At 70.1% G+C, this 24146-nt stretch carries 22 protein-coding genes; 8 read left to right on the plus strand and 14 right to left on the minus strand.

The window, feature by feature from the left end; translation table 11 throughout:
* Positions 1-70 precede the first annotated feature (70 nt).
* The 3 genes from OG595_RS37910 to OG595_RS37920 are packed head-to-tail and all read right to left on the minus strand — an operon-like array spanning position 71 to position 2804.
* Positions 71-952 (minus strand): metal ABC transporter permease, encoded by an 882-nt coding sequence (locus OG595_RS37910; protein ID WP_329280166.1) that lies wholly within the window; start codon positions 950-952, stop codon positions 71-73.
* A complete protein-coding gene (locus OG595_RS37915) occupies positions 949-1848 on the minus strand; it encodes a metal ABC transporter ATP-binding protein (RefSeq protein ID WP_443073380.1) in 900 nt (299 codons plus the stop codon). The genes OG595_RS37910 and OG595_RS37915 overlap by 4 nt, the downstream gene beginning before the upstream one ends.
* 20 nt (positions 1849-1868) lie before the next feature.
* A complete protein-coding gene (locus OG595_RS37920; RefSeq protein WP_329280168.1) occupies positions 1869-2804 on the minus strand; it encodes a metal ABC transporter solute-binding protein, Zn/Mn family in 936 nt (311 codons plus the stop codon).
* Positions 2805-3197: 393 nt separating this feature from the next.
* Here OG595_RS37920 and OG595_RS37925 point away from each other — a divergent pair, with 393 nt between their 5' ends.
* Positions 3198-4937: a pyruvate dehydrogenase gene (locus OG595_RS37925; RefSeq protein ID WP_329280170.1), complete on the plus strand. Its 1740-nt coding sequence runs from the start codon at positions 3198-3200 to the stop codon at positions 4935-4937.
* Between the two features lie 82 nt (positions 4938-5019).
* Here OG595_RS37925 and OG595_RS37930 read toward each other — a convergent pair whose 3' ends face one another.
* Entirely contained in the window at positions 5020-5937 is a 918-nt protein-coding gene (locus OG595_RS37930) for a helix-turn-helix transcriptional regulator (protein WP_329280171.1), read from the minus strand.
* A gap of 131 nt (positions 5938-6068) precedes the next feature.
* Between OG595_RS37930 and OG595_RS37935 the strand changes: the two genes are divergently transcribed.
* Positions 6069-7025 carry an NAD(P)-dependent alcohol dehydrogenase gene (locus tag OG595_RS37935; RefSeq protein WP_329280172.1) on the plus strand — a complete coding sequence of 319 codons (957 nt, stop codon included), beginning with the start codon at positions 6069-6071 and terminating at the stop codon, positions 7023-7025.
* 179 nt (positions 7026-7204) lie between these two features.
* Here the strand turns inward: OG595_RS37935 and OG595_RS37940 are convergent, their stop codons facing one another.
* The 4 genes from OG595_RS37940 to OG595_RS37955 all read right to left on the minus strand — a co-directional run bounded on the left by OG595_RS37940 (position 7205) and on the right by OG595_RS37955 (position 11504).
* On the minus strand, positions 7205-7858 hold the full coding sequence (locus OG595_RS37940) for a response regulator transcription factor (RefSeq protein ID WP_329280174.1): 654 nt from the start codon (positions 7856-7858) through the stop codon (positions 7205-7207).
* A 4-nt stretch (positions 7859-7862) separates the two neighbouring features.
* Positions 7863-9356: a histidine kinase gene (locus tag OG595_RS37945; protein WP_329280177.1), complete on the minus strand. Its 1494-nt coding sequence runs from the start codon at positions 9354-9356 to the stop codon at positions 7863-7865.
* A gap of 85 nt (positions 9357-9441) precedes the next feature.
* Positions 9442-10692, minus strand: a complete 1251-nt coding sequence (locus tag OG595_RS37950) for a hypothetical protein (RefSeq protein WP_329280179.1) — start codon at positions 10690-10692, stop codon at positions 9442-9444.
* A 407-nt stretch (positions 10693-11099) separates the two neighbouring features.
* Complete coding sequence (locus tag OG595_RS37955) at positions 11100-11504, minus strand: type II toxin-antitoxin system PemK/MazF family toxin (RefSeq protein WP_329280181.1); 405 nt, start codon at positions 11502-11504, stop codon at positions 11100-11102.
* Positions 11505-11592: 88 nt separating this feature from the next.
* Here OG595_RS37955 and OG595_RS37960 point away from each other — a divergent pair, with 88 nt between their 5' ends.
* The 4 genes from OG595_RS37960 (at position 11593) to OG595_RS37975 (ending at position 14662) form a co-directional block, all read left to right on the plus strand.
* Complete coding sequence (locus OG595_RS37960; RefSeq protein WP_329280183.1) at positions 11593-11790, plus strand: hypothetical protein; 198 nt, start codon at positions 11593-11595, stop codon at positions 11788-11790.
* 75 nt (positions 11791-11865) lie between these two features.
* A complete protein-coding gene (locus OG595_RS45490) occupies positions 11866-12015 on the plus strand; it encodes a carbamoyltransferase C-terminal domain-containing protein (protein ID WP_443073381.1) in 150 nt (49 codons plus the stop codon).
* Positions 11949-13286 (plus strand): DUF4872 domain-containing protein, encoded by a 1338-nt coding sequence (locus OG595_RS37970; protein ID WP_443073285.1) that lies wholly within the window; start codon positions 11949-11951, stop codon positions 13284-13286. Before OG595_RS45490 ends, OG595_RS37970 begins: the two co-directional genes overlap by 67 nt.
* Before the next feature lie 443 nt (positions 13287-13729).
* Positions 13730-14662 carry a hypothetical protein gene (locus OG595_RS37975; protein ID WP_329280188.1) on the plus strand — a complete coding sequence of 311 codons (933 nt, stop codon included), beginning with the start codon at positions 13730-13732 and terminating at the stop codon, positions 14660-14662.
* Between the two features lie 366 nt (positions 14663-15028).
* Here OG595_RS37975 and OG595_RS37980 read toward each other — a convergent pair whose 3' ends face one another.
* The 3 genes from OG595_RS37980 to OG595_RS37990 all read right to left on the minus strand — a co-directional run bounded on the left by OG595_RS37980 (position 15029) and on the right by OG595_RS37990 (position 18827).
* Positions 15029-16216, minus strand: coding sequence for an outer membrane protein assembly factor BamB family protein (locus OG595_RS37980; RefSeq protein ID WP_329280189.1), 1188 nt, complete (start codon positions 16214-16216; stop codon positions 15029-15031).
* 445 nt (positions 16217-16661) lie between these two features.
* Complete coding sequence (locus OG595_RS37985) at positions 16662-18443, minus strand: serine/threonine-protein kinase (protein WP_443073286.1); 1782 nt, start codon at positions 18441-18443, stop codon at positions 16662-16664.
* 141 nt (positions 18444-18584) lie between these two features.
* Complete coding sequence (locus tag OG595_RS37990; protein WP_329280194.1) at positions 18585-18827, minus strand: hypothetical protein; 243 nt, start codon at positions 18825-18827, stop codon at positions 18585-18587.
* Between the two features lie 300 nt (positions 18828-19127).
* On the opposite strand from OG595_RS37990, the gene OG595_RS37995 reads away from it, so the two are divergent.
* Together OG595_RS37995 and OG595_RS38000 are read left to right on the plus strand one after the other, a co-directional pair.
* Positions 19128-20414 (plus strand): ferredoxin reductase family protein, encoded by a 1287-nt coding sequence (locus tag OG595_RS37995; protein ID WP_443073287.1) that lies wholly within the window; start codon positions 19128-19130, stop codon positions 20412-20414.
* Positions 20415-20651: 237 nt separating this feature from the next.
* Positions 20652-20999: a DUF1330 domain-containing protein gene (locus tag OG595_RS38000; RefSeq protein ID WP_329283515.1), complete on the plus strand. Its 348-nt coding sequence runs from the start codon at positions 20652-20654 to the stop codon at positions 20997-20999.
* 243 nt (positions 21000-21242) lie between these two features.
* Here OG595_RS38000 and OG595_RS38005 read toward each other — a convergent pair whose 3' ends face one another.
* The 3 genes from OG595_RS38005 to OG595_RS38015 all read right to left on the minus strand — a co-directional run bounded on the left by OG595_RS38005 (position 21243) and on the right by OG595_RS38015 (position 23890).
* Positions 21243-21365: a hypothetical protein gene (locus OG595_RS38005; RefSeq protein ID WP_329280199.1), complete on the minus strand. Its 123-nt coding sequence runs from the start codon at positions 21363-21365 to the stop codon at positions 21243-21245.
* 290 nt (positions 21366-21655) lie between these two features.
* Entirely contained in the window at positions 21656-22264 is a 609-nt protein-coding gene (locus OG595_RS38010) for a hypothetical protein (protein ID WP_329280202.1), read from the minus strand.
* A gap of 183 nt (positions 22265-22447) precedes the next feature.
* Positions 22448-23890, minus strand: a complete 1443-nt coding sequence (locus OG595_RS38015) for a DUF1996 domain-containing protein (protein WP_329280204.1) — start codon at positions 23888-23890, stop codon at positions 22448-22450.
* Positions 23891-24146: the final 256 nt, after the last annotated feature.

Raw genomic sequence — 24146 nt, forward strand, 5'->3', positions numbered from 1 at the left:
TCCCGCGGGGCCGGGGTTCGTCCGTGGGTGACAAGTGGTGCGGGGACGGGCCGGTGTGAGAGGGGGTGTGTCAGGCGGGCTGCGGGGCCGCCCTCCTGTCTCCCCACCGCCGGGTGCGGTAGCCGCCGGCCAGCCGGCACAGGGCGTAGATCGTGAACGAGACCGTCGTGACGTACGGGCTGATGGGGATGCTGCTGCCCAGGGCGAGCAGGATGCCGCCCTCGATGGAGACCACGGCGAAGACCACGCTGAGCAGCGGCAGCAGCACCGGGGACGCGGTGACGCGGGCGGCGGCCGCGGCGGGCGTGACGACGAGGGTCAGGACCAGCAGCGCGCCGACGACCTGGACCGACAGCGCGACGGCGAGGCCGAGCACGATCATGAAGGCGAACGACAGCCCGCGCACCGGCACACCACGGGCCGCGGCGACGTCCGGGTCGGCGCTGGCGAACGTCAGTGGCCGCCAGATGACGGCCAGGGCGACCAGGACCAGCGCGGACGTACCCAGGAGCCAGGTCATCTGCGGGGTGTCGACGGCGACGATCTGACCGGTGAGCAGGCCGAACTTGTTCGCCGCCCGGCCCTTGTAGAGGGCGAGGAAGAGCACGCCGAGCCCGAGACCGAACGGCATGAGGATGCCGATCGCCGAGTTGCGGTCGCGGGCCCGCGCGCCCAGGAGACCGATCGCACCGGCCGCGAGGAGCGACCCGATGATCGAGCCCGCGACGATGTTCGCCCCCAGCAGCAGTGCCGCCGACGCGCCCGCGAAGGACAGCTCGCTGATGCCGTGCACCGCGAAGGGCAGGTCGCGCATGATGACGAAGACCCCGGCCAGACCGCCGACCAGGCCGAGCGCGACACCCGCGATGAGGGAGTTGCGGACCAGCACGAGGAGTTCGCCGTAGTTCTCGAAGCTGAAGATCTGGTGCCAGACCCCCTCGGAGAGCGTCATGGGCGCACTTCCTCGGTCTGAAGGACAGCCTCACGGGCGGTGTCATGAACGGTGTCGTGGGTGTGATGAGGGGGTGCGGCCGGTCCGTCGGGGGCGCCGACGACCACGACCCGCCCCTGGACGCGCAGGACGTCGACCCGTGTGCCGTACAGCCGCGACAGGGACTCCGAGGTCAGCACCTCCTCCGGTGTGCCGATCCGGTGGCCGCCCGGCGCCAGGTAGAGCACGCGGTCGACCAGGCCGAGCACCGGATTGATCTCGTGGGTCACGAAGACCACGGACGTGCCGTGGGACCGGCGGCGGGCGTCCACGAGTTCGGTGACGGCCCGCTGGTGGTTCAGGTCGAGGGAGAGCAGGGGTTCGTCGCAGAGCAGGATGCGGGGGTCGGTCGCCAGGGCCTGGCCGATGCGGACGCGCTGCCGTTCGCCGCCGGACAGCATGCCGAGGGGCACGTCGGCGTACGCCGAGGCTCCGACGGAGGCGAGGATCTCGTCGACCCGGCGGCGGACGGCGCCCGTGCACAGCCGGGGTCCGAAGCGGTGCCCGTCGATGCCGAAACGCACCAGGTCGCGGGCGCGCAGCATGGCCTGCGCGGACAGCTCCGCCTGCTGAGGCACGTACCCGAGGTGCCGGCCGGCCTCGCGCGGGGAGCCGCCGAGGACGGTCAGCGTGCCGGCGGACAGCGGCTGCCGGCCCAGCAGGGCCCGGACGAAACTGGTCTTGCCCGAACCGTTCGGCCCGAGCACGGCCAGGAACTCCCCCGGCCGCACATCCAGGTCGAGGCCCCGCCACACCACCCGCGAGCCGTACGACAGTTCGGCGCCGCGCAGGCTGACCACCGCACCGGAGGACCCGCTGCCCCCGGCCCGCCCCTCACCCTGGCGGGCACGGGGCAGGGCGGCGGGGGAGGACTGCCTCACTTGGCGAGCGCGCTCGCGAGCGCGTCGACGTTGGAGGTCATCCAGCCCAGGTAGTCCTTGCCGGCCGGCAGGGTCTCCGTCACGGGTACGACGGGGATACCGGCCGCCTTGGCCGCGGCCTTCGACTTCTCGGTCTGCGGGCCGGAGGTCTGCTCGTTGTAGACCAGTGCCGCGACCTGCTTGTCGCTGAACACCGCGAGCGTGGCCTGGAGGACCCGGGGGGAGACGTCGTCGCCCTCCTCGATGGCCTCGCTGAACTGCTCGGGCGTCCGGTTCACCAGGCCGCTCGCGGTGGTCAGGTAGAGCGGCACGGGCTCGGTGATGGCGATGCCCTCGCCGGCGTGCTCCTTCTTGATCTGGGCCTCCTTCGCCTCCAGCACCGTGAGCTTCGCCTTGAAGGCCTCGGCGTTCCTGGTGAAGAGGGCGGAGTCGTCGGCATCGGCCTTGCCCAGCGCGGCGGCGATACGGTCGGCGATCTTAGCGACGGTGGGGAAGTCGTACCAGACGTGCTCGTTGAGCTCGCCGCCCTTCGGGGCGGTCTTCCCGGAGACCTCGACGGCGTTGATGACCTCGGCGGAGGAGCCGCCGCTCTTCAGCATCCGGTCGACGAAGTCGTCGTAGCCGCCGCCGTTCTCGACGACGACCTTCGCCTTCGACAGCGCCAGCTGGTTCTGGGTGTTGGCCTCGTAGGAGTGCGGGTCCTGTTCGGGGTCGCTGATGACCGACGTGACGTCGACCTTCGCGCCGCCTATCTGCTCGACGATGTCGCCGTAGACGTTGGTGGAGGCGACCACGGCGACCTTGGACGAGGCGACCGGCTCCTGCGCGCCGCTCCCGTCACCGCCGGAGTCCGACGAACTGCCGCACCCCGCCAGGAGGGCCAGCGAGGCGCCGGTGATCAGGGCGAGGCGCCGGGACGGGGACGGGGACATGGATCCTCCACGACAGGGGGTCAGCAAGGGTGTGCTCGCCACAGTAGATGGAAATGAATGTCAAAAACATGGCCGATTCCAATCCAAATGGAAACCATTGCCAATACTTGACGTACCGCTCCACTGCCCCGGCGATCCGCTGCTCCGCTGGTCAGTGCCTCAGCCCGGAGGCGACGAGGGCGCCCCGCCCGATCTCCACCGGAGTCCGGGCGGTGTCGGGACCGCCTCGTGGCGATCATGTACCGGGGCGGGGGTGTGCGACGGTGGGTACCGGGTATCAGGGCGGACCTGACTCGCACCGCCCGTGCCTGCGACTGCGACCGCGTGGGTGACCGGCTTCCCGCCGCGGGTTGGACCCAGCACTGCCGAGCAACCCGTTCAAGGAGGCCTCCGATGCGCAACCCGACCGTGGCACAGCAGCTGATCGAAGTTCTGCGGCAAGCAGGAGTGGAACGCATCTACGGTGTCGTCGGCGACAGCCTCAATCCCGTCGTGGACGCCATCCGGCGTACCGACGGCATCGAGTGGATCCATGTGCGCAACGAGGAGGCGGCGGCACTGGCCGCCGCGGCCGAGGCGCAGCTGACCGGGCGGCTCGCGGTGTGCGCGGGCAGCTGCGGCCCGGGCAACACCCACCTGATCCAGGGTCTGTACGACGCGAACCGCTCCGGAGCCCCGGTGCTCGCGATCGCCTCCCACATTCCGTCGAAGCAGATCGGCACCGGGTTCTTCCAGGAGACGCACCCGGAACGGCTGTTCACCGAGTGCAGCCAGTACTGCGAAATGGTGAGCCAGCCGTCCCAGATGCCGCGGATGGTACGGATCGCCGTCCAGCGCGCGCTGTCCGACAAGGGAGTGTCGGTGCTCGTCATGCCCGGCGACCTGTCGCACGCGCCCGCCGCCAACCCCACCGGTACGAGCGGTTTCGTCACCGCCCACGGTCGGGTCGTACCGCCGGCCGAGCAGGTGCGCGACCTCGCTGCCAAGATCGACGCGGCGGAGAAGGTGATGCTCTTCTGCGGCGCCGGCGTACGGGACGCCCACGCCGAGGTGATGGAACTCGCGGGCCGGGTGCACGCGCCGGTCGGGCACACCCTGCGAGGCAAGGAGTGGATCCAGTACGACAACCCGTACGACGTCGGCATGAGCGGACTGCTCGGCTACGGCGCCTGCTACGACGCGATGCACGAGGCCGACCTCGTCGTACTGCTGGGCACCGACTTCCCGTACGACGACTTCCTGCCGCAGGCCCGTACCGTGCAGATCGACCACGACGCGGGGCGGATCGGGCGCCGCACCACGCTGGAGCTGGGCGTGCACGGCGACGTGGGGGAGACGCTGCGCGCGGCGCTGCCGCTGATCGGGGCGAAGCGCGACCGTTCGTACCTGGACCGGACCCTGCGCCACCATGCCAAGTCCCTGGAGAACGTGGTCTCCGCGTATACCCGTGACGTCGAGCACCAGGTGCCGATCCACCCCGAGTACCCGGCGTCTGTCCTCGACGAACTCGCCGCCGACGACGCGGTGTTCACCGTCGACACCGGTATGTGCAACGTGTGGGCGGCCCGCTACCTCACGCCCAACGGCCGCCGCCGGGTGATCGGTTCGTTCCGGCACGGCACCATGGCCAACGCTCTCCCGCACGCCATCGGTGCCCAGTTCGCTTACCCCGGCCGACAGGTGATCTCGATGTCGGGCGACGGCGGACTCGGCATGCTCATGGGCGAGTTGCTCACCGTCAAACTGCACAACCTGCCGGTGAAGACGATCGTCTTCAACAACTCCTCCCTCGGCATGGTCAAGCTGGAGATGATGGTCGACGGCATGCCCGACTACGAGACCGACCACGAGCCGGTGGACTACGCCGCCATCGCCGCGGGGGTAGGAATCCACTCGATCCGTATCGAGAAGCCCGGCCGGATCCGCGACGGCCTGCGGGAGGCGCTGGCGTACGACGGGCCGTGCCTGGTCGATCTGGTCACCGACCCCAACGCACTGTCGATCCCGCCGCACATCTCCGGTGAACAGGTGAAGGGATTCGCCTTCTCGGCAGGCAGGACGGTACTCAACGGGGGCGTGGGCAAGATGCTCGACCTGGCCAGGGCCAATCTGCGCAACATCCCGAGGCCCTGACGCCTCGATCGGGGGCCCTGAACGGCGCACTGGCACCGGGTGAGCCCGTACGGGGGAGTCCGGGAGCGGGGTGCCGTCCTGATCACACCGGTCCGGACTCCGAGCCTCGCGAGCGGGAAGTCAGGGACGGAGCAGCGGTGTTGAGCAGTCCGGCGAGCAGCTGAAGTCGTTCGTCGTCGGGTCCGCCCTCCTCGGCCGTGTAGACGATCACCACGGGGCCAGGGGCGCCGGGCATCGGGTAGGCGTCCCAGTCCAGGTTCAGTTCCCCGACCAGCGGGTGGTTGACGCGCATCCGGCCCCGCGTGGTGTCCGCCACGTCGTGCCGAGCCCATATCGTGGCGAACTCGACGCTGTGGACCGCGAGTTCACCGACCAGCTGCACGGCGCGCGGGTGCCCCGGGTCGGCGGCGACCTGCGCGCGCAGCATCGCGGTCAACTCGCCCACGGTCGCCGCCCGTTCCGGGCAGGCCTGGTCGGCCTCCGGGTGCAGCAGCAGAGCCAGCAGGTTCCGCTCGGTCCGGGGCCGCTGGGTGAACTCGCCCAACAGGGCACCGGCCAGCGGGTTCCAGGCCAGCACGTCCAGGAAGCGGCCGATGACCACGGCGGGCGAGGTCATGGTGCGCAACAGCCGCAGCGTGGTGGCAGGCACCTCTTCCGGCACGTACCGGCGCGGTCGGTGGGCGGGGGTGCGCGCGGCGGCGGCGAGACTGTGCAGGTGCCGCGACTCCTCCGCGGAGAAGTTCAGGGCGCGCGCGAGGGCGTCCAGGACCTGTTCGGAAGGCCGTACGTCGCGCCCCTGCTCCATGCGTTGGTAGTAGTCCGCGCTCACCCCGGCCAGCAGGGCCAGTTCCTCACGCCGCAGCCCGGCGACGCGCCGCCTCGGGCCGGGTTCCAGGCCGACGTCCCGCGGCCGCAGCCGGGTACGGCGGGTCCGCAGGAACTCGGCGAGTTCACGTCGGGGATCAGGGGTGTCGGCCGGGGCGAGGAGGTCGTCGGTCACGGCAGCAGTATGCCCCGGGCGTCGCTTGCCAGGGTGGGTCTGCCAGTCCCAGGAAAAGGCGAACGACCGTGAAACCGCCGGTGGGGTCCAGGATCGGGGCAACGACAGCCGTCCACGAGAGGAACAGCGACATGAAGGCCGCTCAGATCACGAGTTACGGTGCCCCGGACGTCCTGGCGGTCAACGACGTGGACCGCCCGGCTCCTGGCGCGGGTGAGGTCCTCGTGTCGGTCGAGGCGTCCAGTGTGAACGGGCACGATGTGATCGTCCGCGCCGGGGAGCTGAAGTTCGTGTCGGGACGCCGCTTCCCGATCGGAGTGGGGCTGGACTTCGCGGGCACCGTCACCGCGACCGGCGACGGCGTGGAAGGGGTCCGGGCCGGCGAACGCGTGTGGGGCACGGTGCACCCGCGGCAGCGGCACACAGTCGGCGGGGCCGCCGAGTACGTCGTGGTCCCCGTGGACCGCGTCGCACCCGTTCCGGCCGGCCTCTCGTCGGTCGACGCCGCCTCACTCGTGGTCGCGGGCACGACCGCGCTGACGGCGCTGCGCGACAGTGTGCACCTGGTGAGCGGCGAACGGGTCCTGATACGCGGTGCGGCGGGCGGAGTCGGCACGGCCGCCGTGCAACTGGCTCACGCGCTGGGCTGCCATGTGACCGCGCTGGCCCGCGACCGCCACGCCCAGGTCCTCACCGGTCTGGGTGCCGACGAGGTCCTCGACTACGGTTCCACCACCTCGGACCGGATCGGCCCCTTCGACGTCATCATCGACACCGTGGGTTCGGAACTGCACTGCTACCGGGGGCGGTTGGCGAAGGGAGGCCGGATGGTCACCGTCGGTCTGTCGGCCCCCGCCCTGGCCGCGATCGCGGCCTCCAGCGTCTACGGTGCCCGCCGTATCCGTACCTTCAGCGCCAATCCCGACACCGCCGTGCTGCGCGATCTGGCCGGCCATGTCGCCTCGGGAGCGCTGCGCGCGGTGGTCGACAAGATCCACCCGCTCGCGGACATCGCCGCCGCGCACCAGGCGTTCGAGCGGGGTGGCAGCGTCGGCAAGCACGTGATCGCGGTGTCCGCCGGGCTGTGAGGATCCGGTTCGGCCGCGGTCGGGCAATGCGCGGGGCGGACACCCGCCGTCTCACCGTCTCCGGGCTGAATCCCCGGGCTCTCTCCCCGTCCGGTGGCGACTCGGCGTCCGTCGACGTCCCGTGCCACTGCCACTCTGCTGCCACCCCGCCCGTCTGCGCGGGGCCGCGGAGGACCGGCTCAACGATCGGTGAGCAGCCCGGCGTCGTGCGCGAGGACGGCGGCCTGTACGCGGTTGGCGCAGCCGGTGCGGGTGAGGATCCGGCTGATGTGCGCCTTGACCGTACCGGCGCTCAGATACAGCTGGTCGGCGATCTCCGCGTTGGACAGGCCCGTGCCGAGCAGCCGCAGCACATCCCGTTCGGCCGGAGTCAGCTCATCGGTCCTGCGCAGAGCGGCCTCGGCGTCCCGGCCCGACCGGACATGCCGTTCCAGCAGCTGCCGGGTGATCCTGGGTGCCAGGACCGGTTCACCTCTCGCGGCGAGTTGCACGGCCCGGATCAGCTCGACGGGACCGGTGTCCTTGAGGAGGAATCCGCCGGCCCCGGCCCGCAGGGCGCGCGTCACACTCGCTTCCTCGCCGAAGGCCGTCAGCATCACGACACAGGTCCGGGGCGAGAGCCTGACGATGTCCTCGGCGGCCGCGATGCCGTCCTGGACAGGCATCTGGATGTCGAGGAGGGCGACGTCGATGTCCTGGGCGCGGCAGGCCGCGGTGGCTTCCCGGCCGTCACCCGCCTCGGCGACCACCTCGATGTCCTCGGCGTTCTCCAGGATCAGCCGGATCCCCGCACGCATCAGTGCCTCGTCGTCGGCGATCAGGACTCGGATCATCAGCTCATCTTAGGGCTGCCGTCGTCAGTAGTACGACGAGGAAGCCCGCGGTCGGCAGGACCACGAGCAGTGCCACACACCCCGATCCCAGGACCCGCGGCCAGGTCAGGATCTCGTCCGACAACGGGACACGGGACCCTTCCCGCCCGATGCCGCCGGAGGGAAGGCGGGCCGGGTCAGGCGGAGACTCGGCCAAGTCCCTCTCCGGCGAGGCGAATTCAAGGGTTCCGGTGCCATGGATGGGCAGCCAGGACTCCATGCGGAAACCGCCGTTCGCCAGGGCGCCCGCCGCGAACGTGCCGCCGAGCAACGAGATCCGTTCATGGCAGCCGGCCAGTCCGCTGTGGCTTCCCCCCTGGGAGCGGCCCGCCGTGCGCGGCGCCTCGTTGGTGACGGACACCCCGATGCCACCGCCCGTGCTCTTGACCTCCACCTTGGTGGGCGCGCCGGACGCGTGCTTCAGTACGTTCGTCAGCCCCTCGCGGACCACGCGGTGGATCGCCTGACGCGTAGCGAGGCCCACTTCGGCCGTGTCGGGAACGGACCAGTCCAGCTCGACGGTGCTGCCCGTCTGCCGGGATTCCGTCACCAGTGCGGTGATGTCCGCCCGCGTTCCCCTCTCGTTCCCGGCCCCGTCCGTCGGATCAGCGACGTCCACGTGCCGCAGGACACCGAGGATCTCGCGCAGTTCTCCCATGGCCGTACCGGCGGTCGTGCGCAGCAGCTCGGCCTGTCCGACGAGGGCGGGTGCCTGTCGTGCGGTGGCGAGTTCAAGTGCCCCGGCGTGCACCGAGATCAGACTCAGCCGGTGGCCCAGGAGATCGTGCATCTCTCCCGCGATCCGGGTTCGTTCCTCCGCCCGGGCGGCCTCGGCGGTCAGCGTGCGGGTCTGTTCCAGATAGGCGTTGCGTTCCCGCAGCAGGCTGACCAGGGGCCGGCGCCGCCCCAACAGGCTCCCGGCCAGGGCGGGCAACAGCAGGAGCAGCCCCGCCGAGACCGCGTTGCCGGCCAGTTCCAGCAGCAGGGCGTCGGAGCGGACCAGAGCGGAGACGACGGTCAGGGCACCGACGGCGGCGCAGGCCACCCCGACGACCTGCCACAGACGCCGCGGCGGTGCGATACGACGGGTGGCGGACAGCACGACCAACGGCACGACCGCCAGAGTCCATACGTTGGCACCCACGAGCAGCAAAGAGGCGCACAGCACGGCGGCGACCGGGCGACCGCGCCGAGCGGGGACGATCAGGGCCGCCCACACCCCCTCCGACACCGCCAACGCGGGCCGTTCCGGGGGCGCGAGGAGCAACGGCAACAGGCAGAAGGCTGCCACCAGGGCACAGACCAGCGCTTCCACCACGACCGTACGGCGCTCGGCGGCACGTACTCCGGTCCGGATCGCGGCCGTCTCGCGGCGCACCCACCGGGGTACACCGGCAAGCGTGCGCCCCAGCTGATCGGACGGGCGCGGAGGCTGTGCCTCGTCGGCCGACTGACTCATGATCACCCCTGCCCCGCCCCCGTGGATCTCCCGGGAGGAACGGTAACTGTCGCGACGGCGGCCGTCGCATGGCGGCCCCCGGGTGTCATGCGCCCAGCCGAAGGCTCAACTCTGCCCGCAGCGCGGCCACATCGACCTGACCGGCGGCCAGCAGCCGTACGACCGTGCCGGCATCTTCGGCGTCCGCATCCGTCGCCGACGCGTCGAGCAGCGCGGACAACAGGTGGACCGTACCGACCGTGGGCGAGCCGTGCTCGGCGGCGGACAGCCGCGCGAGGGCCATGATCCGGTCGGCGGAGGCGGACAGCCGCACACTGCCGCCGCCCTCGCCCTCGCCTTGGCCGACGGGAACAGCGCCGGACGGGATCGCCGAGGCCGAGGAGACCAGGGAAACCTGCCGCACGCCGTGCCGACGCAGCAGGGCGGCAGCGGAGTTGGAGGCCGCCGGACTCCCGGGAACGGCCCGCCCGGCAACGGACAGCGCCCGGTCCAGGGCCAGTACCCCCAGCAGAAGATCCACCGGCTCCGCCGCCCCGCGCCCGCTCCGTACCGCCTGCCGTACGGCCTCGACCGACACCGCGAACAGCACCGGTGAGCCGTTCACGGAGGAGCCGGAGGTCCACGAAGTCAGCGCGCGTGTCAGGCGGTTGCCGTCCTTGCCCAGTGTTCCGGCCCGGCGAAGCAGGGTGACGCCGCGGGATTCCGGTCCCTCGGTCTCCGCCGGGGCGTTCGCGTCCAGGCCGTCGAGCGCGGCTGCCGCGGCGGCCGTATCCAGTCTCTGCAGCAGCAGGGCTTCCCGTGCCCTGCTGTCCGGGAGGTCCAGCAGGGCACGGGCCACATGCCGACAGCGCACCGAGATCGTTCCCTCGGCGCGGGCCGATCTGATCGCGAGCCACAGGCACGCGCGCATCGCCCCGGTCGTCCGGGGCAGCACCGGGTTGCTCTCCGAAGCCGATCCGCGCGAACCCAGGCCGAAGCGCCACCGTGCCTCACGCCACGCGGCATCGATCTCCGTGGCATCGGCTGCCGCACCGGCCGCGACCGGCTCGCCGTGCGCCTCGTCGTCGCTCACCCAACCCCGCCCCGCCCGGCCGGAGATGACGCCGCTGAGCGAACCGGCCTTCCGCATCCCCGGGGCGATCGCCGCACCGGCGTCCGTGTCCCCCATCACGAGCGCGCCCAGCAGGGTGTCCGTTCCCACGGCCGGCAACTCGAGCCTGACCGCACGACGCAGCGTCTCCACGAGGAGGTCCATGACGTCCGGCTCGAACTCCGTGGTCGCCCCGACCACGGCCGTGTCGTCGGCGTGTGCTGCGGTCGTTCCTCGCTGGTCCATCGGGCATTCCCCTCGAAGCGCGGTGTCCTGGTCGGAACGACGCTAGGCGCCGCCCTCGCGACACCGCATCGGCCGACCGGCCACACTCCCGGTCCGATCGGCCGACCGGCTGCGCAACACCACTGCCCCCCATGCACACACCGTCAGAGCAGAGTCGTCCCGCGAGTCTGGTGGCGCCCCAGGCCGAGCGAACCTGACGGCATTGCTCCGTGCCGGGGCCGAACGGCGCGGGGGCGGTGCGGGGGACGGGACGGGTCGGGACGTGGACGGGTTCGACGGTCTGGCCGGAAGAGCCCTCCCTCGGCTGAGCGGGACCATTTCCGGCAGAGCTCCGACCACGGTTCCACCGTCGCGCAGAGGCCGCGCACCACCGGGGGCGGAAGTACTCGCTTGCGCTCCTTCTCCCTCTACCCGAGTTCACCGAGACGGAGGGCGTCCCTTATCTCGCTGAGCTTCGCGGTCGTCGCCGGGGTCTGCTCCTGCGCTTGTTCAGCGAGTCGGAGGGCATCGTCGATCTCGCTGAGCTTCGCCGAGGACAGGACGGCCGCCCGCTCCATCAGGTCGTCCCGTGACACAGTGGTCAGCCATGTGCAAGGGGTGAAGCCCGGACGCGGGAACGCGAGCCGCAGCACGCCTTCGAACGGCACCCCTTCACCGATGCCCACCATCACTTCGATGCCCAGACCGCCGATGTCGACGCCCGCCGGAGCGACCACCTGCATCACCCGGATCCCGGACGGGTCGTCTCCCGACAGCAGTACGACCAACCTCCGCTCGTCGAACTGGACCCACCAGACCTCGCCACGTTGCACAAGTCCTCCAGACACAGGACGGCAGACAGACGCTGCGCGAGCCTGACGCGCTGTGGAGACGGGTGCGGCCACCGTTGATCATCGGTGTGTGAAGACTGAAGATCACGCGGTCGCCGCAGGTCACAGCGTAGACCCTGCCCACTGGGAGGAGGAGGTGTTCCAGGGCCTGACGAGTCGGCTGGCGGGACGGTGCACGCAGGTCGAATTCCGGCGCCGAACCTGGAAGTTGGTACTCGGCCTGCTGTCGGACCTGCCACGCCAGAACTGCTGGACCCTCGCCGAGTGATGCGGGAGCGATGCGTCGTCGGGTGGTTCCAGGGGCGTCTGGAGTACGGCCGCGTCCCTGGCCAACCGAAGCATCCTGGCCAATCCGAAGTGCCCCGACATCAAGGAGATCATCGACGAACGCATCAAGCACCGCGAGCAGTTCAGGCCCTTCGCCCCGTGGTCCTCGAACACCTCGTGCCCGACGTCTTCGCGCTCGGCAAGAAGAAGTCCTCGCCGTACATGACCTTCGTGGTTGCGGTGCGACCCGAGTGCCGGGACATGATCCAGGGTGCCTGCCACGTCGACGGCACCTCGCGGATCCAGACGGTCACCGAGCGGAGCAATCCGCTGCTCGCCGACGGATGCGCTGTCCTTCTTCCTCAAGACGGAGATGGATTATCTGTTCCTCGGAAACTTCCTGGTGTCGCGCGATTTGGGCGAGTGAGCGCCTTTCCGACCTCGATCGTTCGCAATTGCACTTCTGGGGGTTGGGCTACGATCTGTGCGATGGAAGGGAGACGCGAACAAGTGGCGCTTTTGGAGACTGATCCATTCGTCGGCAAACACTGCGAGTCGACCACCCTCGTGAATATTCTGCGGCAGCGAGAGATCGACTTGTCGGAGTCACTCGTCTTCGGCCTCGCCGGTGGCCTGTCGTTCATCTACTGGCGGACGAAGCAGATGCCGACACCGTTCATCGGTGGCCGGATCAAGCCGGACGCCTTGTCCGCCAATGTCGCCAATGCGCTGAACCTGCGGCTGTCCGTGCACGAGACCTCCTCGGTGAAACGGGCGAGGGAACAGCTGCTGGGAGAGCTTGATTCCGGATCCGTCGTCGGCCTCAAACTCGACCGCTACTTCCTCGACCACTCCACGGACGACTTCCGGTTCGCGGCCCACTATGTCGCTTGCGTCGGGTACGACGACGACCGTTTCGCCCTGGTCGAGACTCAGCCGCTCGGCCTGCAGTGGGCCTCCGGTGAATCCCTCGCGACCGCGCGAAACGCGCGAGGTCCGATGAGCTCGCGTAACCGTGCCTTCACCCTTGATCGCCCTCAGGGAGCCCTTCCTGATCTGGGGGAAGCCGCCCGTAAAGGCGTCAGAATGTCGGCGGAGAACTTTCTGAATCCGCCGATTTCGAACTTCGGGTTCAAGGGCATGCACAAAGTCGCCGACCTCATTCCGCAGTGGCTCGACGACCTTGAGTCGCCCGCGGACAGCCTTTCCGAGATCTGCACGATCATGGAGGACGCGGGAACCGGCGGAGGCCTGTTCCGCACGATGTGGGCGGAGTTCTTGGCGGAGACCGCCGACCTCACCGGTATCGACGCGTTCCGGGAGGTCTCCGACGCGTACCGCGAGGTGTCGAAGAAGTGGACCGAGGTGGCCGGGCTGTTGAATGAGGCGGGAGTCGAGTCGTCGCCGGAGTCCCTCCACAGCGCGTCAAGGCTGGTGCATGAGACCGCCGAGGAGGAGCAGCGGCTGATGAGCCGCCTCATGGAACTGTCGAGCTGACACTCGCGACCGGCCGCCTCTGCCGCGGTGGCGGGTCGGCGGATCCGGGCCCGCGGGCGTCCTGCCGCCGGCCGACGGTCGGCACGTACCAGCCCCGCGCCGACGGTGACCCCGCTACCCCGGCCGCGCCCCGTTGGACGCTACGGGTGCAGGTGGCGGCGAGGTTGTCGGCGTCGGCTGCGGGAAGCGTAAGGCCGGTGATCTTTCCTGCCGTACGCAGTACGGGTGAATGAGCTGATGGTTCGGTTCGGGGCAGGTGCCAGGTCTTCTACGGTTTCTGAACGAATCCGGGGGTGGTGGGGGAGGCCCTGCGGGTGGGGACCGGTGGAAAGGCGCACCTGATGTCAGGGTTGGGGAAGCCGCCGGACGTGCTCAGGGTCCGTGCGGGCTCCTGTCGTCGGACCGGGGCGTGGGCCTGGGGCGCGGTGGGAGCGGCCTGTCTTGTGGGAACAGTGCTGACGTACGGCGGGCTGTGGGCGGCCGGGAGCAGGGCGGCACGGATGATGGCCTTCGGGCCGTCCACCGGTTGCTGGGGGCTGGCGGGCTCCCTGGTGGCCCGTGCGTGGGGGGCGAGTGGACGGGTGAGGACGCGTCTACTGCTGTTGGGGGGTTCGGCGGTGGCCGGGGGTGTGTATCGCGGGGCGGTCACCGTGCTGTCGGCTCAGCCTCCGGGTTCGGGACGGGACACTCGGTCGTTGCTGGGTTCGGTGGTGGTCACCGGAGTGACGCTGACGGTCGGCCTGGGGATGGCCGGTCTGGTGGTCGCGGCCGATGCCGGTACAGGCCGGCACGTGTTGCTGCGGCGCGTGCTCGACGGGTTCGTCACAGCCGGGGCCGTCTTCATGACGGGATGGGTCCTGCTGCGGGGGGCCGGTGACGGCTGGCGGCTGGGGGCGGGGATGGTCGGTGTCCTCTGGGCCGCGGAGGTCGTGTTCCTGAGTTTCCTGTTCGCTCTGCGCCGTCTCGTCCGGAGCGACCAGAGAGTCACCTTGTGGGTCGGGATCGTCGGGTTGTCCCTCGTGCTGATCGGCGACACGCTGCGACTGTGGACGTTCGGCCCGGACGGGCCTGAGGTGATGTCCGGTCAGCTGGTCGACGCCTGCGCCACCGCGGGACTGCTGGTGGTTGCCGTCGGCCCCTGGGTGCCCGGCGGGGCGAGCGTCCTGGGCACCGCTCGGCCTGCGCTGCGATGGGGGATGGAGGGTGCGGCGGCGTTCATTCCCCTGACGGTCTGCACGGTCACGGTGCTGGGACATGTACTGGCGCCACCTGCCCGAGACCCGGTGCCGCTGTTGGTCGGCGGAACGGCGTTGCTGAGCCTCTGGGCACGCCAGAGGTTCCTGCCGAGCGAGAAGAAGACCAGAAACGACGACTGAGCCCTCGTGCGGCTGCCCTACCTGCGGTGTCTGCACTCCCTCAGGTACCTGGCTGGAGGCGGACGGCGAGGTCAGGGCGCGATCGGCGGCGCCCCAGGGATCGCAGCGCAGCGCACCGGCGCGGGCCACAGCGTGGCAGGGGCGCTGCGGCGCGACGGGCAGGGTGCGCCGCCATGCCCCTCGGTGACGTCCCCACACCCGTGACGGACACTCAACTCCCGTCCTGGACACGGCAGCCAGCCCCGCCGTGGGGCCTCCGCGTGAATGCCGGCCCGTCCCCGCAGCCACCACCAAAGCCACCGCCGGAGTGGTCGACGGTGGTCGAGGCCAGGGGTGGCCGCCAGGACCGGTGGCCACCCCCGCTACTCACTGCCCGTACGCGACAAGCAGGTTGGTGGCCGGAACCACCACGAGCCCGCCGCCCGCACCGAGACCGGTCAGTGGCTCGGACACGTTGTGCTCGTCGGGCTCGTCGATCGACGCGCCGACGTCGGTGGACCAGACAGACTGCCCAGTGGCACCGTTCAGCGCCCACAGCCGGCCGCTTCGCGAGCCGACGTAGACGTAGCCGTTGACGACGATCGGCGCCGTACTGATCTGGCCGTCGCCCTCGAACTTCCAGCGAGTGGCCAGAGTGCGGCTGTGCCGCTTCTGAAGGACGCCCTCATCGACGAAGTAGCCCTGGCGGCCGTCGAAGGCCGGTGCCGGTGACCAGCCCGCGGCCTCGTACGTGCCGCGGACCTTCCCGTCGGCGGCGTTGAGCACCGAGGGGACCATCCCGCCGTCGTCGCGAACCCAGACACCGCCGTCGGCGAGCACCGGGGTACGGCCCCCGCCGCCGGAGCAGTCCGTCTCGTGGTGCCAGATCGGGTCGCCCGACTTGGGGGCGAAGGCGTACGTCTGCTCGCAGGCGTAGGAGACGTAGACTCCGTCGGCCGTGACGGCAGGCGAGCTGTTGTCCCCATTTGCCACAGGCCGGGTCCAGAGCACCGCACCGCCGACAGCGTCCACCGCGTACAAGGTGCCGCCCGAGCCGGAGCCACCCGTGTACACCACGCCGTCGGCGAAAGTGGGCGGCGAGGTGAAGGAATACTGCCCAGGCAGCGTGACGGTCCAGATCTCCTTCCCGCTGGCCGGGTCGAACGCTGTCAGCACGCCGTCGTAGTTCTGGGCGTACAGCCGATCGCCCCCGTAGGCGAGCGCGGACCACCAGTAGGTGCCACCGAGATCCACGGGCGCCCAGGCGTCCTGGCCCGTGGCCGCGTCGATGGCGTAGAGGACGGTGCCGTACCCGTTCGGTGAGGCAGCGGTGGCGAAGACGCGCCCGCCGGCCACGATGGGATAGGAGACGTTCCCGCCCAGGTCGCGGGACCACCTCTTGCTGAGCGGCGGCGCGCCCACAGCGGTATCGACGAGACTGCCATCGTGCCGGGCGTTGATCTGGTAGGTGGTCGAGACTCCGGTCCGTATCGGTTGCGCGCTGACCGGCGTCACGAGCATGAGAACCGACAGTGCCACACCGAACAGGACGGCGATGGTTCTTCGAAGGTTCACTCAGACATCCCTCATCCTCCGGCATCGCCGTGGCGATGCGCGCGGGCGGACCGGCCTTGGGTGCGGTGGCCCGCTTTCAAGGCTCATCGTCCTGCAAGGACTTCCCAACCGCCTTCTATTTTTGCGTAGTTGGAGATCTCCGCGATCCCGCTCCGGAAATCGGGGCGGGGCGACGCGACGTACAGGCAGCGGCGGATTCGGCGCGTGCGGCGCATGCGGGGGAAGCCGTCCGGAGGGCGCCGACAGCGGCTGTGGCCGCGCATGGCGCGCACCGAGGCATGGAGTCGGTCGGCCGCAGGACCTGCCCGCGCGTTTCGGGGAGTTCGTCCGGCGCCGGCAAGGCGTGCTCGCTGGGGAACCGGTCAGAGAGCCGATGGACGTAGCGTCCGAAAACCGATCGTTGCGGGCGGCCCTGGCGCGGTGCCACTGCGGTCTCGGGCGGCGGTCAGGACTTCCGTACGTACTCTCCCGGTTCCGCGTCCGCGTCCATGCTGAACAGCAGCAGACGGCCGTCGCGGCCGACGGTGAGAGAGACCGAGTCGGGCTGGCGGCAGTCCTTGCCCGACTCCGCGGTGTACGCCGCCGGGCTGAGCGCCAGCACCGGGGACACGGCGCCGATGACGAAGGTGCTGTCGCAGTACTGCTCCGTGCCGTCCTGCACGGCCGCCGTGACCGACATCCGCACCAGGCGGCCCCCGACCGGGCCCTGGGTGATCCGGATCAACTCCTTCTCCCGATAGGTCATGTTGGCCGGTACCCAGGCGCCGACGTACTGGTCCGGCACCGCGTTCCGTCCGTCGGCCGACCGGTAGAAGTCGGCGGTCAGGCCCCCGGACTTCCACACCAGTACGTCCCGCGACTGCACCCGGAGAGTCTGCTGGGGGAGCGGTGTGCAGCGTCCCTGCGGTACCTCCGCGGTCACCTGGCCCTCGCCGACGACCAGTGTGTCGGCATCGGCGGAGAGCAGCCTGCCGCGTCCTGTGCACTGCAGATCGCCGCCGGTGTCGATGTACGCGGCGACCTTGTCGCCCGGCCTGCCGGGTGAGATTTCCAGCCGCAGTACCCGTTTCGGCAGTGCGGAATCGCCCTTGAGTACGCCTTCCCAGGCACCGACGAACCCGTCCGTGATGCCCGGCTCGGTACTCGGTGACCCCGAGTGAGAGGCTGACGCGGTCGCTGAGCGTGCGCCGCCCGCCGCGGAGTCCTTCTCGCCGCCCTGAAGCAGCGTCAGCGCTGTACCCGTGGCCACCGCGGCGAGTGCCACCACTCCGGCGAGCGCCGGCCGCCACCACCGCTTGGGCCGCGTCGGCGCCGGCGATCCCTGCGGCGGTGTCTCCACGACGAGTATCCGGGCGGCGAGCCGGCCGAGTTCGGCCAGCAGTTCTGCGGGCAGCCAAGGGCCGTCGTCCGCGTCGGTGCGGGTGTGGACGGCGAGTTGTTCGGCTGTGGGCCGCCGCTGCGGGTCCTTGGCGAGACAGGCGGCAACCAGACCGACCAGCGTCTGAGGGACCCCGGTGAGGTCCGGTTCTTCCTCGGCGATACGGAACATCAGCGCGTGCAGTCCCAGCTCGACGGAGCCGAACGGCAGCCTCCCCGTCGCCGCGTACACCAGCACGGAGCCGAGGCTGAAGATGTCCGCGGCAGGCGTCACCCGCTGTCCGCGCACCTGCTCCGGCGACATGAAACCGGGCGAACCGAGCACGACCCCGGTGGAGGTACGCAGACTGCCCGCCACGGTGTCGAGCGCCCGGGCGATGCCGAAGTCGATGATGCGCGGGCCGTCGACGGTCAGCAGGATGTTCGACGGTTTGACGTCACGGTGCACCAGGCCCGCGCCGTGGACGGCGCGCAGCACACGGGCGAGCCGCCCCGCCAGGGAATGCAGTGTGGCCTCGGGCAGCGGCCCGTAGCCCGACTCGACGACCTGGTGCAGTGAAGGACCGGGCACGTACTCGGTGGCCACCCAGGGTGCCGCGGCCTCGGTGTCGGCGCCCAGTACCGGAGCCGTCCACTCACCGCCCACCCGATGCAGTGCGGCGACCTCCTGGCGGAACCTGGCCCGGAACTCGGGGACTTCGGCCAGCTCCGCCCTGACCACCTTCACCGCCGCGGCCCGACCGCCCGCCGAACGTCCCAGGAAGACCTGGCCCATTCCGCCGGCGCCCAGCCTGCCGATCAGCGTGAAGTCCCCCATCCGCCGCGGATCCCCCGGCTCCAGGACCTGCATCCGTGCCCCGCTCTCCCCGTGTGCGTCAGCTCGCTCTGCGCGGCGGCGACACTACCGGTTCGAACGGAAGCGGGCGCGCGGCCGGGCACCGAGCTGGAACGGCCCCCTCCCCGGCGGCAAGTGATTCGGCGGCACAGCGACTCAGAGGCCCAGAGGCTCGGTACCGAACCTCAGCGGCCAGTCCTGCGGTGAGCGTCCGAGGGTGTCTCGGCAGGAGCGAGGAAGCCAACGGGCATCGGGTGCTTCCTGTTTCGCCGAGGGCACTGACCCGCGCATCGTGTGAGCGTCCTCGGCGTCCTCGGCGTCCTCGGCGTCCTCGGCGTCCCCGGCGTCCCCGGCGCGAAGGGCGGCGGACTTGCCGGGCCGGCTGTCCGCGGGGTTCATGAGGGTGATGCCGACGAGACGAGCGGGTGCCCCGTGAGGTGAGTGCGGGGCAACTCATGGAGCACGAGTGGTCCGTTCGACCGGCGTGCCGATCCCGGAACAGGAACAGTTGTGGCCAACCAGGGTCAACTTCTCGCCGCGTTCCGTACTCTTGCCCCGCTCAGGGGCGCCGCATCGGACCGGGAAGCCAGGCTCCCCGCGACCGCGCGGGAACCGGGGCCTTGCGGCACATGGACAAGAGGGGAAGCGGTGGAGGCTACAAATACACGGGTGCGACAGGGGGCCATACCTCCGGTCGTCTTGGCGCGTCGGGCGCTGTGGACGTTCGTCGTCGTCAACTTGGTGATCGTCGAGATCCTGTTCGTCACAGCCGGGACCGGCAAGAACGGGGTGCTCACGGTCGCCAAGTTCTTCGGCCTGCATGCCGCCGTGCTGATGCTGTTCCAACTGCTGCTGGTGGCCCGGCTGCCGTGGCTCGACCGCCGTATCGGCATGGACCGGTTGACGGTGTGGCACCGGTGGGTCGGCTTCTCCCTGCTGTGGACCATCCTGACCCACGCCGTGCTGGTGGTGCTGGGCTACGCGAGGCTCGATGACGCGTCGATGACGAAGACGTTCTCCGCACTTGCCGGAGTGCCGGCCTCCCTGCTCGGGATGCTGGCCGCGGCGATCGTCGTCGTGGTCGCCGCGGTCTCCGCCCGGCAGGTGAGGAGCCGGCTGCGGTACGAGACGTGGCACGGTGTACACCTTCTGCTGTACCTGGCACTGGGGCTGGCCTTCGTCCACCAGTTGCAGGAGACCACGACGTTCAGCTCCTCCACGCCCGCGATGATCTACTGGTGGGCCCTGTGGCTGTTCGCGTTCGGTTCCCTGGTCACGGGGCGGATCGTGATGCCGCTGTGGCGCAACGCCTATCACCGGTTCGAGGTCGTGGCCGTGGTGCCGGAGTCGGACGACGTGGTGTCGGTGCACGTCACCGGCCGCCACCTCGACAGGCTGCCTGCCAGGGCGGGGCAGTTCTGCATCTGGCGATTCCCCGGGCACAACCACTGGTGGCTGGCCAACCCCTTCTCGCTGTCGGCGGCGCCCGACGGCCGCACGTTGCGCCTCACGGCCAAGGCCGTCGGCAGTACCAGCGCAGGCCTGCGGCACCTCCCGGTCGGGACCCGCGCGTTCGTCGAAGGACCGTACGGGGCGTTCACCTCGTTGCACCGGACACGGCCCGGCGCCCTGCTGATCGCCGGAGGAGTGGGGATCACGCCGGTTCGAGCCCTGCTGGAGGAAGAGCCTGCCGACGACGTCGTGGTGCTCTACCGGGCGCGCAGCGAGGACACCGCCGTACTCGTCGACGAGGTACGAACCCTGGTCGCGGACCGCGGCGGACGACTGCACCTGCTCACCGGCCACAGGGGGGAGGGCCGCCCGCCGTTCGAACCGGAGAATCTCCGCGCCCTTGTCCCCGACATCACCGAACGTGACGTGTACGTCTGTGGCCCGCCCGCGATGACCTCGGCCGTGCTCAGTGCCCTGCACAGCCTGAAGGTTCCCCACCCGCAGGTGCACGCCGAGCGGTTCGGTCTGGCCTGACAGCGCCGAGGCTCCGACGGCCGCGCCCGCGCCCGCGCCCACCGGAGCCTCGCCGCAGATCGGCTCCGAGCACGACTGCGGTGCTCGTGCCCGCGGCCAGATTTCCTTCTTCCACGACATACGAAGCTTCTTCGTCTGCTGGTGTCGCACGGCTGGTGGGCCGTTCACCAACGGGAACACGTTCGCCGGGCATGCCATGCTCCCTTGGCTGAGAGACCGACCTACCGGAAGGACAACATGCCCGCCTACGCCATCGCCCACCTGCAAGAGGCCACCCCGCACCCGGACATCGCCGAGTACATCGAGCGCATCCCCGCCACCTTCGAGCCGTACGGCGGGCGCTTCCTCGTGCATTTCACGCAGCACGAGGTGAAAGAAGGCAGCTGGCCCGGGAGCGTCGTGGTGATCGGGTTTCCCGGGATCACCGAGGCGCGGGCCTGGTGGGACTCGCCCGCGTACCAGGAGATCGCGCCGTTGCGCTCGCGGCACGTCCAGGGCGACATCATCCTGGTGGATGGCGTACCAGAGGGCTACGACCCGACTGGTTCCGCGAAGATGCTGCGAGCAGCGCTGGACGGCGAGTAGCTCGCTCAGGTCGGGGTGACCGGCGGCGGGCCGCGCCCACGGAGCGGCGAAGGTCCCGCGCTCAGGCGTCGCGCGTCGCCTCGGCGCTGGTCGATCTCTGTGCCGCACGTCTCGTCGAGGTGCTCAAGCCTTCACTGGCGACGCCCTTCTCCTCGATCGCGCCGCGGCCCGGAACTCCGTGGTCCGGAACTTCGCAGCGCGATCGAGGTGCGGTGAAGGGCGATCACGGAAGGCGGCCTGGCGTCAGCTGCCGAAGACGAGTTCGGCCTGGTCGCGCTTGGTGGTGTGCAGGTCCCAGTAGACAGGGGAGATCTGCTCGGGCTGGGCTGTCGGGAAGTCGGGGATGACCGACATGTCGATCGACACGTCGATCGACGTGGGCGGCCTGGACGCCGGTGCCGTCGAGCTCCTTGTGGAGGTTGATCGCCCAGTTGCGCAGCGCAGCGGCGGCGGCGTTGACACTTTAGTAGAGGCCGTTGCGGCTCGGTTGGTCCGCCTATGGTCCGGATCTTGATTGTCCCGTGGTGCAGTGTGCGCGGTGGCTGCGGGCAGCCGGAAGGGCGATGCCTTACGGGAGTCGCGCGGATACCACATGGCACAGCCGAACAGTTCAACAGGAAGAGGACGACGGGGTGGGGGGAGGAAGTCCCGTCCGCTCAGGCGCGGCGCGGAACGGTTTCACTCCTTCTGGACGCGGCGGCGAGCAGAGCGAAGCCCAGCGCGAAACCGAGCATCGTCCATACGCCGCGGGGCCAGAAGATGTGGCTGTCCGTGAAGGACCAGCCGGCCACCAGGAGGACCATCGTGCCGGGAACGACTCGCACCCCGTGTTTCGGGAAGAGCGCGACGGCCGTGGCCACGACAGCGACGATGAGGGCGTAGGCGCCGATCTGCCCGAGCGACTCACCCGTGTCGTAGAGCGGGGACTTGATCGGCCCTATGTTCGCTGTCCCGGCAGCGTGCTCGACCGCGGTTCCCGCAGCGATACCGGCCACCGCGTCGAGACCGGTGTAGAAGGCCGCGTAGGTGAACGCACTCGCCCAGGCCACCACCTTGGCGAAGCCCGCGAGGTCTGCTCGGGGGCGCTGCCACAGAGGCACGAGGAGGCCGAGCGTAAGCAGCGGAAAGATCGGCAGCAGTGCGATGTGCAACTGTGTCCAGTCCGTGGCTGTCGCCCTGGACAGGCCATGCGGGTGCGCGGCGCCCGCCGCAGCCAGCACAAGGGGCGCGACAGTAGCGAGGGTGAGGTTCCGGATGGTCAACACGCCGCGATCGTAGGCGTGTTACGTCACCTGAGACGGCTGCGTAAGGACTTCGTAAGATCTTGCGTGGTGCCACGCAACCCTGGAAGGCGCCCGCCGGGGTGATCCCCCTCCGACGCGACACCGGCCTCGCCGATCTTGCGGTGAGGCCGGAGAGGAGGACCGGTGGCGGCCCGGTCGGTCGGGTCAGCCGCAGCGGCGCCCTGAGTTGATGCAGGAGACGGCCTGGTTCATGAGCTGGTCGGTCATCACGTTGATGAAGTCGTTGTGGTCGGTGATGGCGTTGTGCTGCTGTCCCTGGAAGCCGTCGACGGCGAAGTTCGGGGCCGCAGGAGTCCTGTAGGTGAGCCGCATCGTCAGCTGTGGGACGGCCTTGAAGCCGCTTGCGCAGTTGCCGCCTGCGTCGGCGAAGGCGACGTGGCTGCGGTGGTCGGCGCTGTCGATGTTCCTGCCGTCCCAGCAGCTCTGGAAGGCGAAGCTGCGCACCACCTTGCTGCCGCTGGGACAGATCGGGTACTTGTCGGTGAGCTGGACCTTGTTCTCGAAGCCGGTGCAGCTCCAGTGGGCGTTGGCGTTCTTGGTGCCGTTGGTGAACGCCTTGGCGTCGCCGGTGATGATCCGCAGGAAGCGGGGCATCGCCACCACCTTGCCGGTGGGGCTGCCCTGGTAGGTGATCGTGACGGTCGCGGGCACCAGGATGGCTCCCTTGTTGCCTTCGGCGCCGCCGCCGAGGGCGCCTGCGTCGGGACCCTGACGGGTGGTGTCCCGCAGGACGGGCCAGTAGTACGCGGACTGGTCGCCGTTGGTGCAGGAGGTGCCCTGGGCGCTCAGGGACTCGTTGGTCGAGTTGAAGTCCACCTTCCGATTGCCCACGTAGTCGTGGACGTGGTGGGCGCCGTTGCTGACACCCGGAGCCACGATGTCGTTGTCCGAGTTGTGCTGTCCCTGCTTGTTGACTCCGCATCGGGAGGTGAAGGCTCCGGTCGAGGCGCCGGCCTGCCTGCGGACCTTGGGCACGTTCGGGGCCACCTTGGTGATGTCCACGAAGTCGGCCGCGGTGGGCCCGTCGTTGCTCTGTCCTGCGGCTCCGGAGCCGTTTCCTTGCTGCCCGGAGTCGCCTCCCTCGCCCTGGGCGCCGCCGGGACTCTGGCTTGCGGCCCCGGCCCCGGATGTCTGGGTCCCGGGTGCGTCGAGGCCGAGGTTGCAGGCGGCGAGAGCGTCCAGCCCTGTGGGCCTGGCGGCCGACCGCCCGATGGCGATGGCGATCCGGTCGATGGTCGCCTTCCTCTTGTCTGTCAGAGGGCCGAGGATCGCCTTCTGCGCAAAGTCCGGGCCCCCTTGCCCACGGGTGTCGACCAGCCGCCGGTCGGCCTCCGCGGTCTGGCGGTCCAGCAGTTGCAGGTTCCGGTCGACCTCGGCCTGTGCCTGCTGGGGGACGGTCGGCAGCTTGCCCTTCACGTCCGGACAGCTGATCGTCTGGGCCGACCGCGTCGTAGAAGCGGTGGCGGTGACGTCGGACGCGTTGGCGGCGTAGTTCACGGCTACGAGGCCACCGCCCCCTGCCAGGAGCGCCGTGACCGCCATGACGGCGTTGCGGCGGCTACGGCCGCGCCTGTGATCTGCTCGCATGAGAACTCCCGAGGTACAACGTGGTTCGTGGCCCAGCGGCGATACGCATCACTCGCCGCCCGGATGTCCCCAGCCTCACCTGAGTGGTCGGCGCTTGGCAGCTGTTCACGCTGCGCGTCATGGACACGTAAGACCTGAATCTCGCCCGGACTCCCCCCGCCCGCCACGAGGAGCTGCGCCGCCTCGGCATCCGCCGCTCGGCGTTGGAAGACGCCGGGATCCCATGTGATCCGGGCCTTGTGCGCTACGACGATTT

The sequence above is a fragment of the Streptomyces sp. NBC_01451 genome, from assembly GCF_036227485.1.
Classification (GTDB): domain Bacteria; phylum Actinomycetota; class Actinomycetes; order Streptomycetales; family Streptomycetaceae; genus Streptomyces.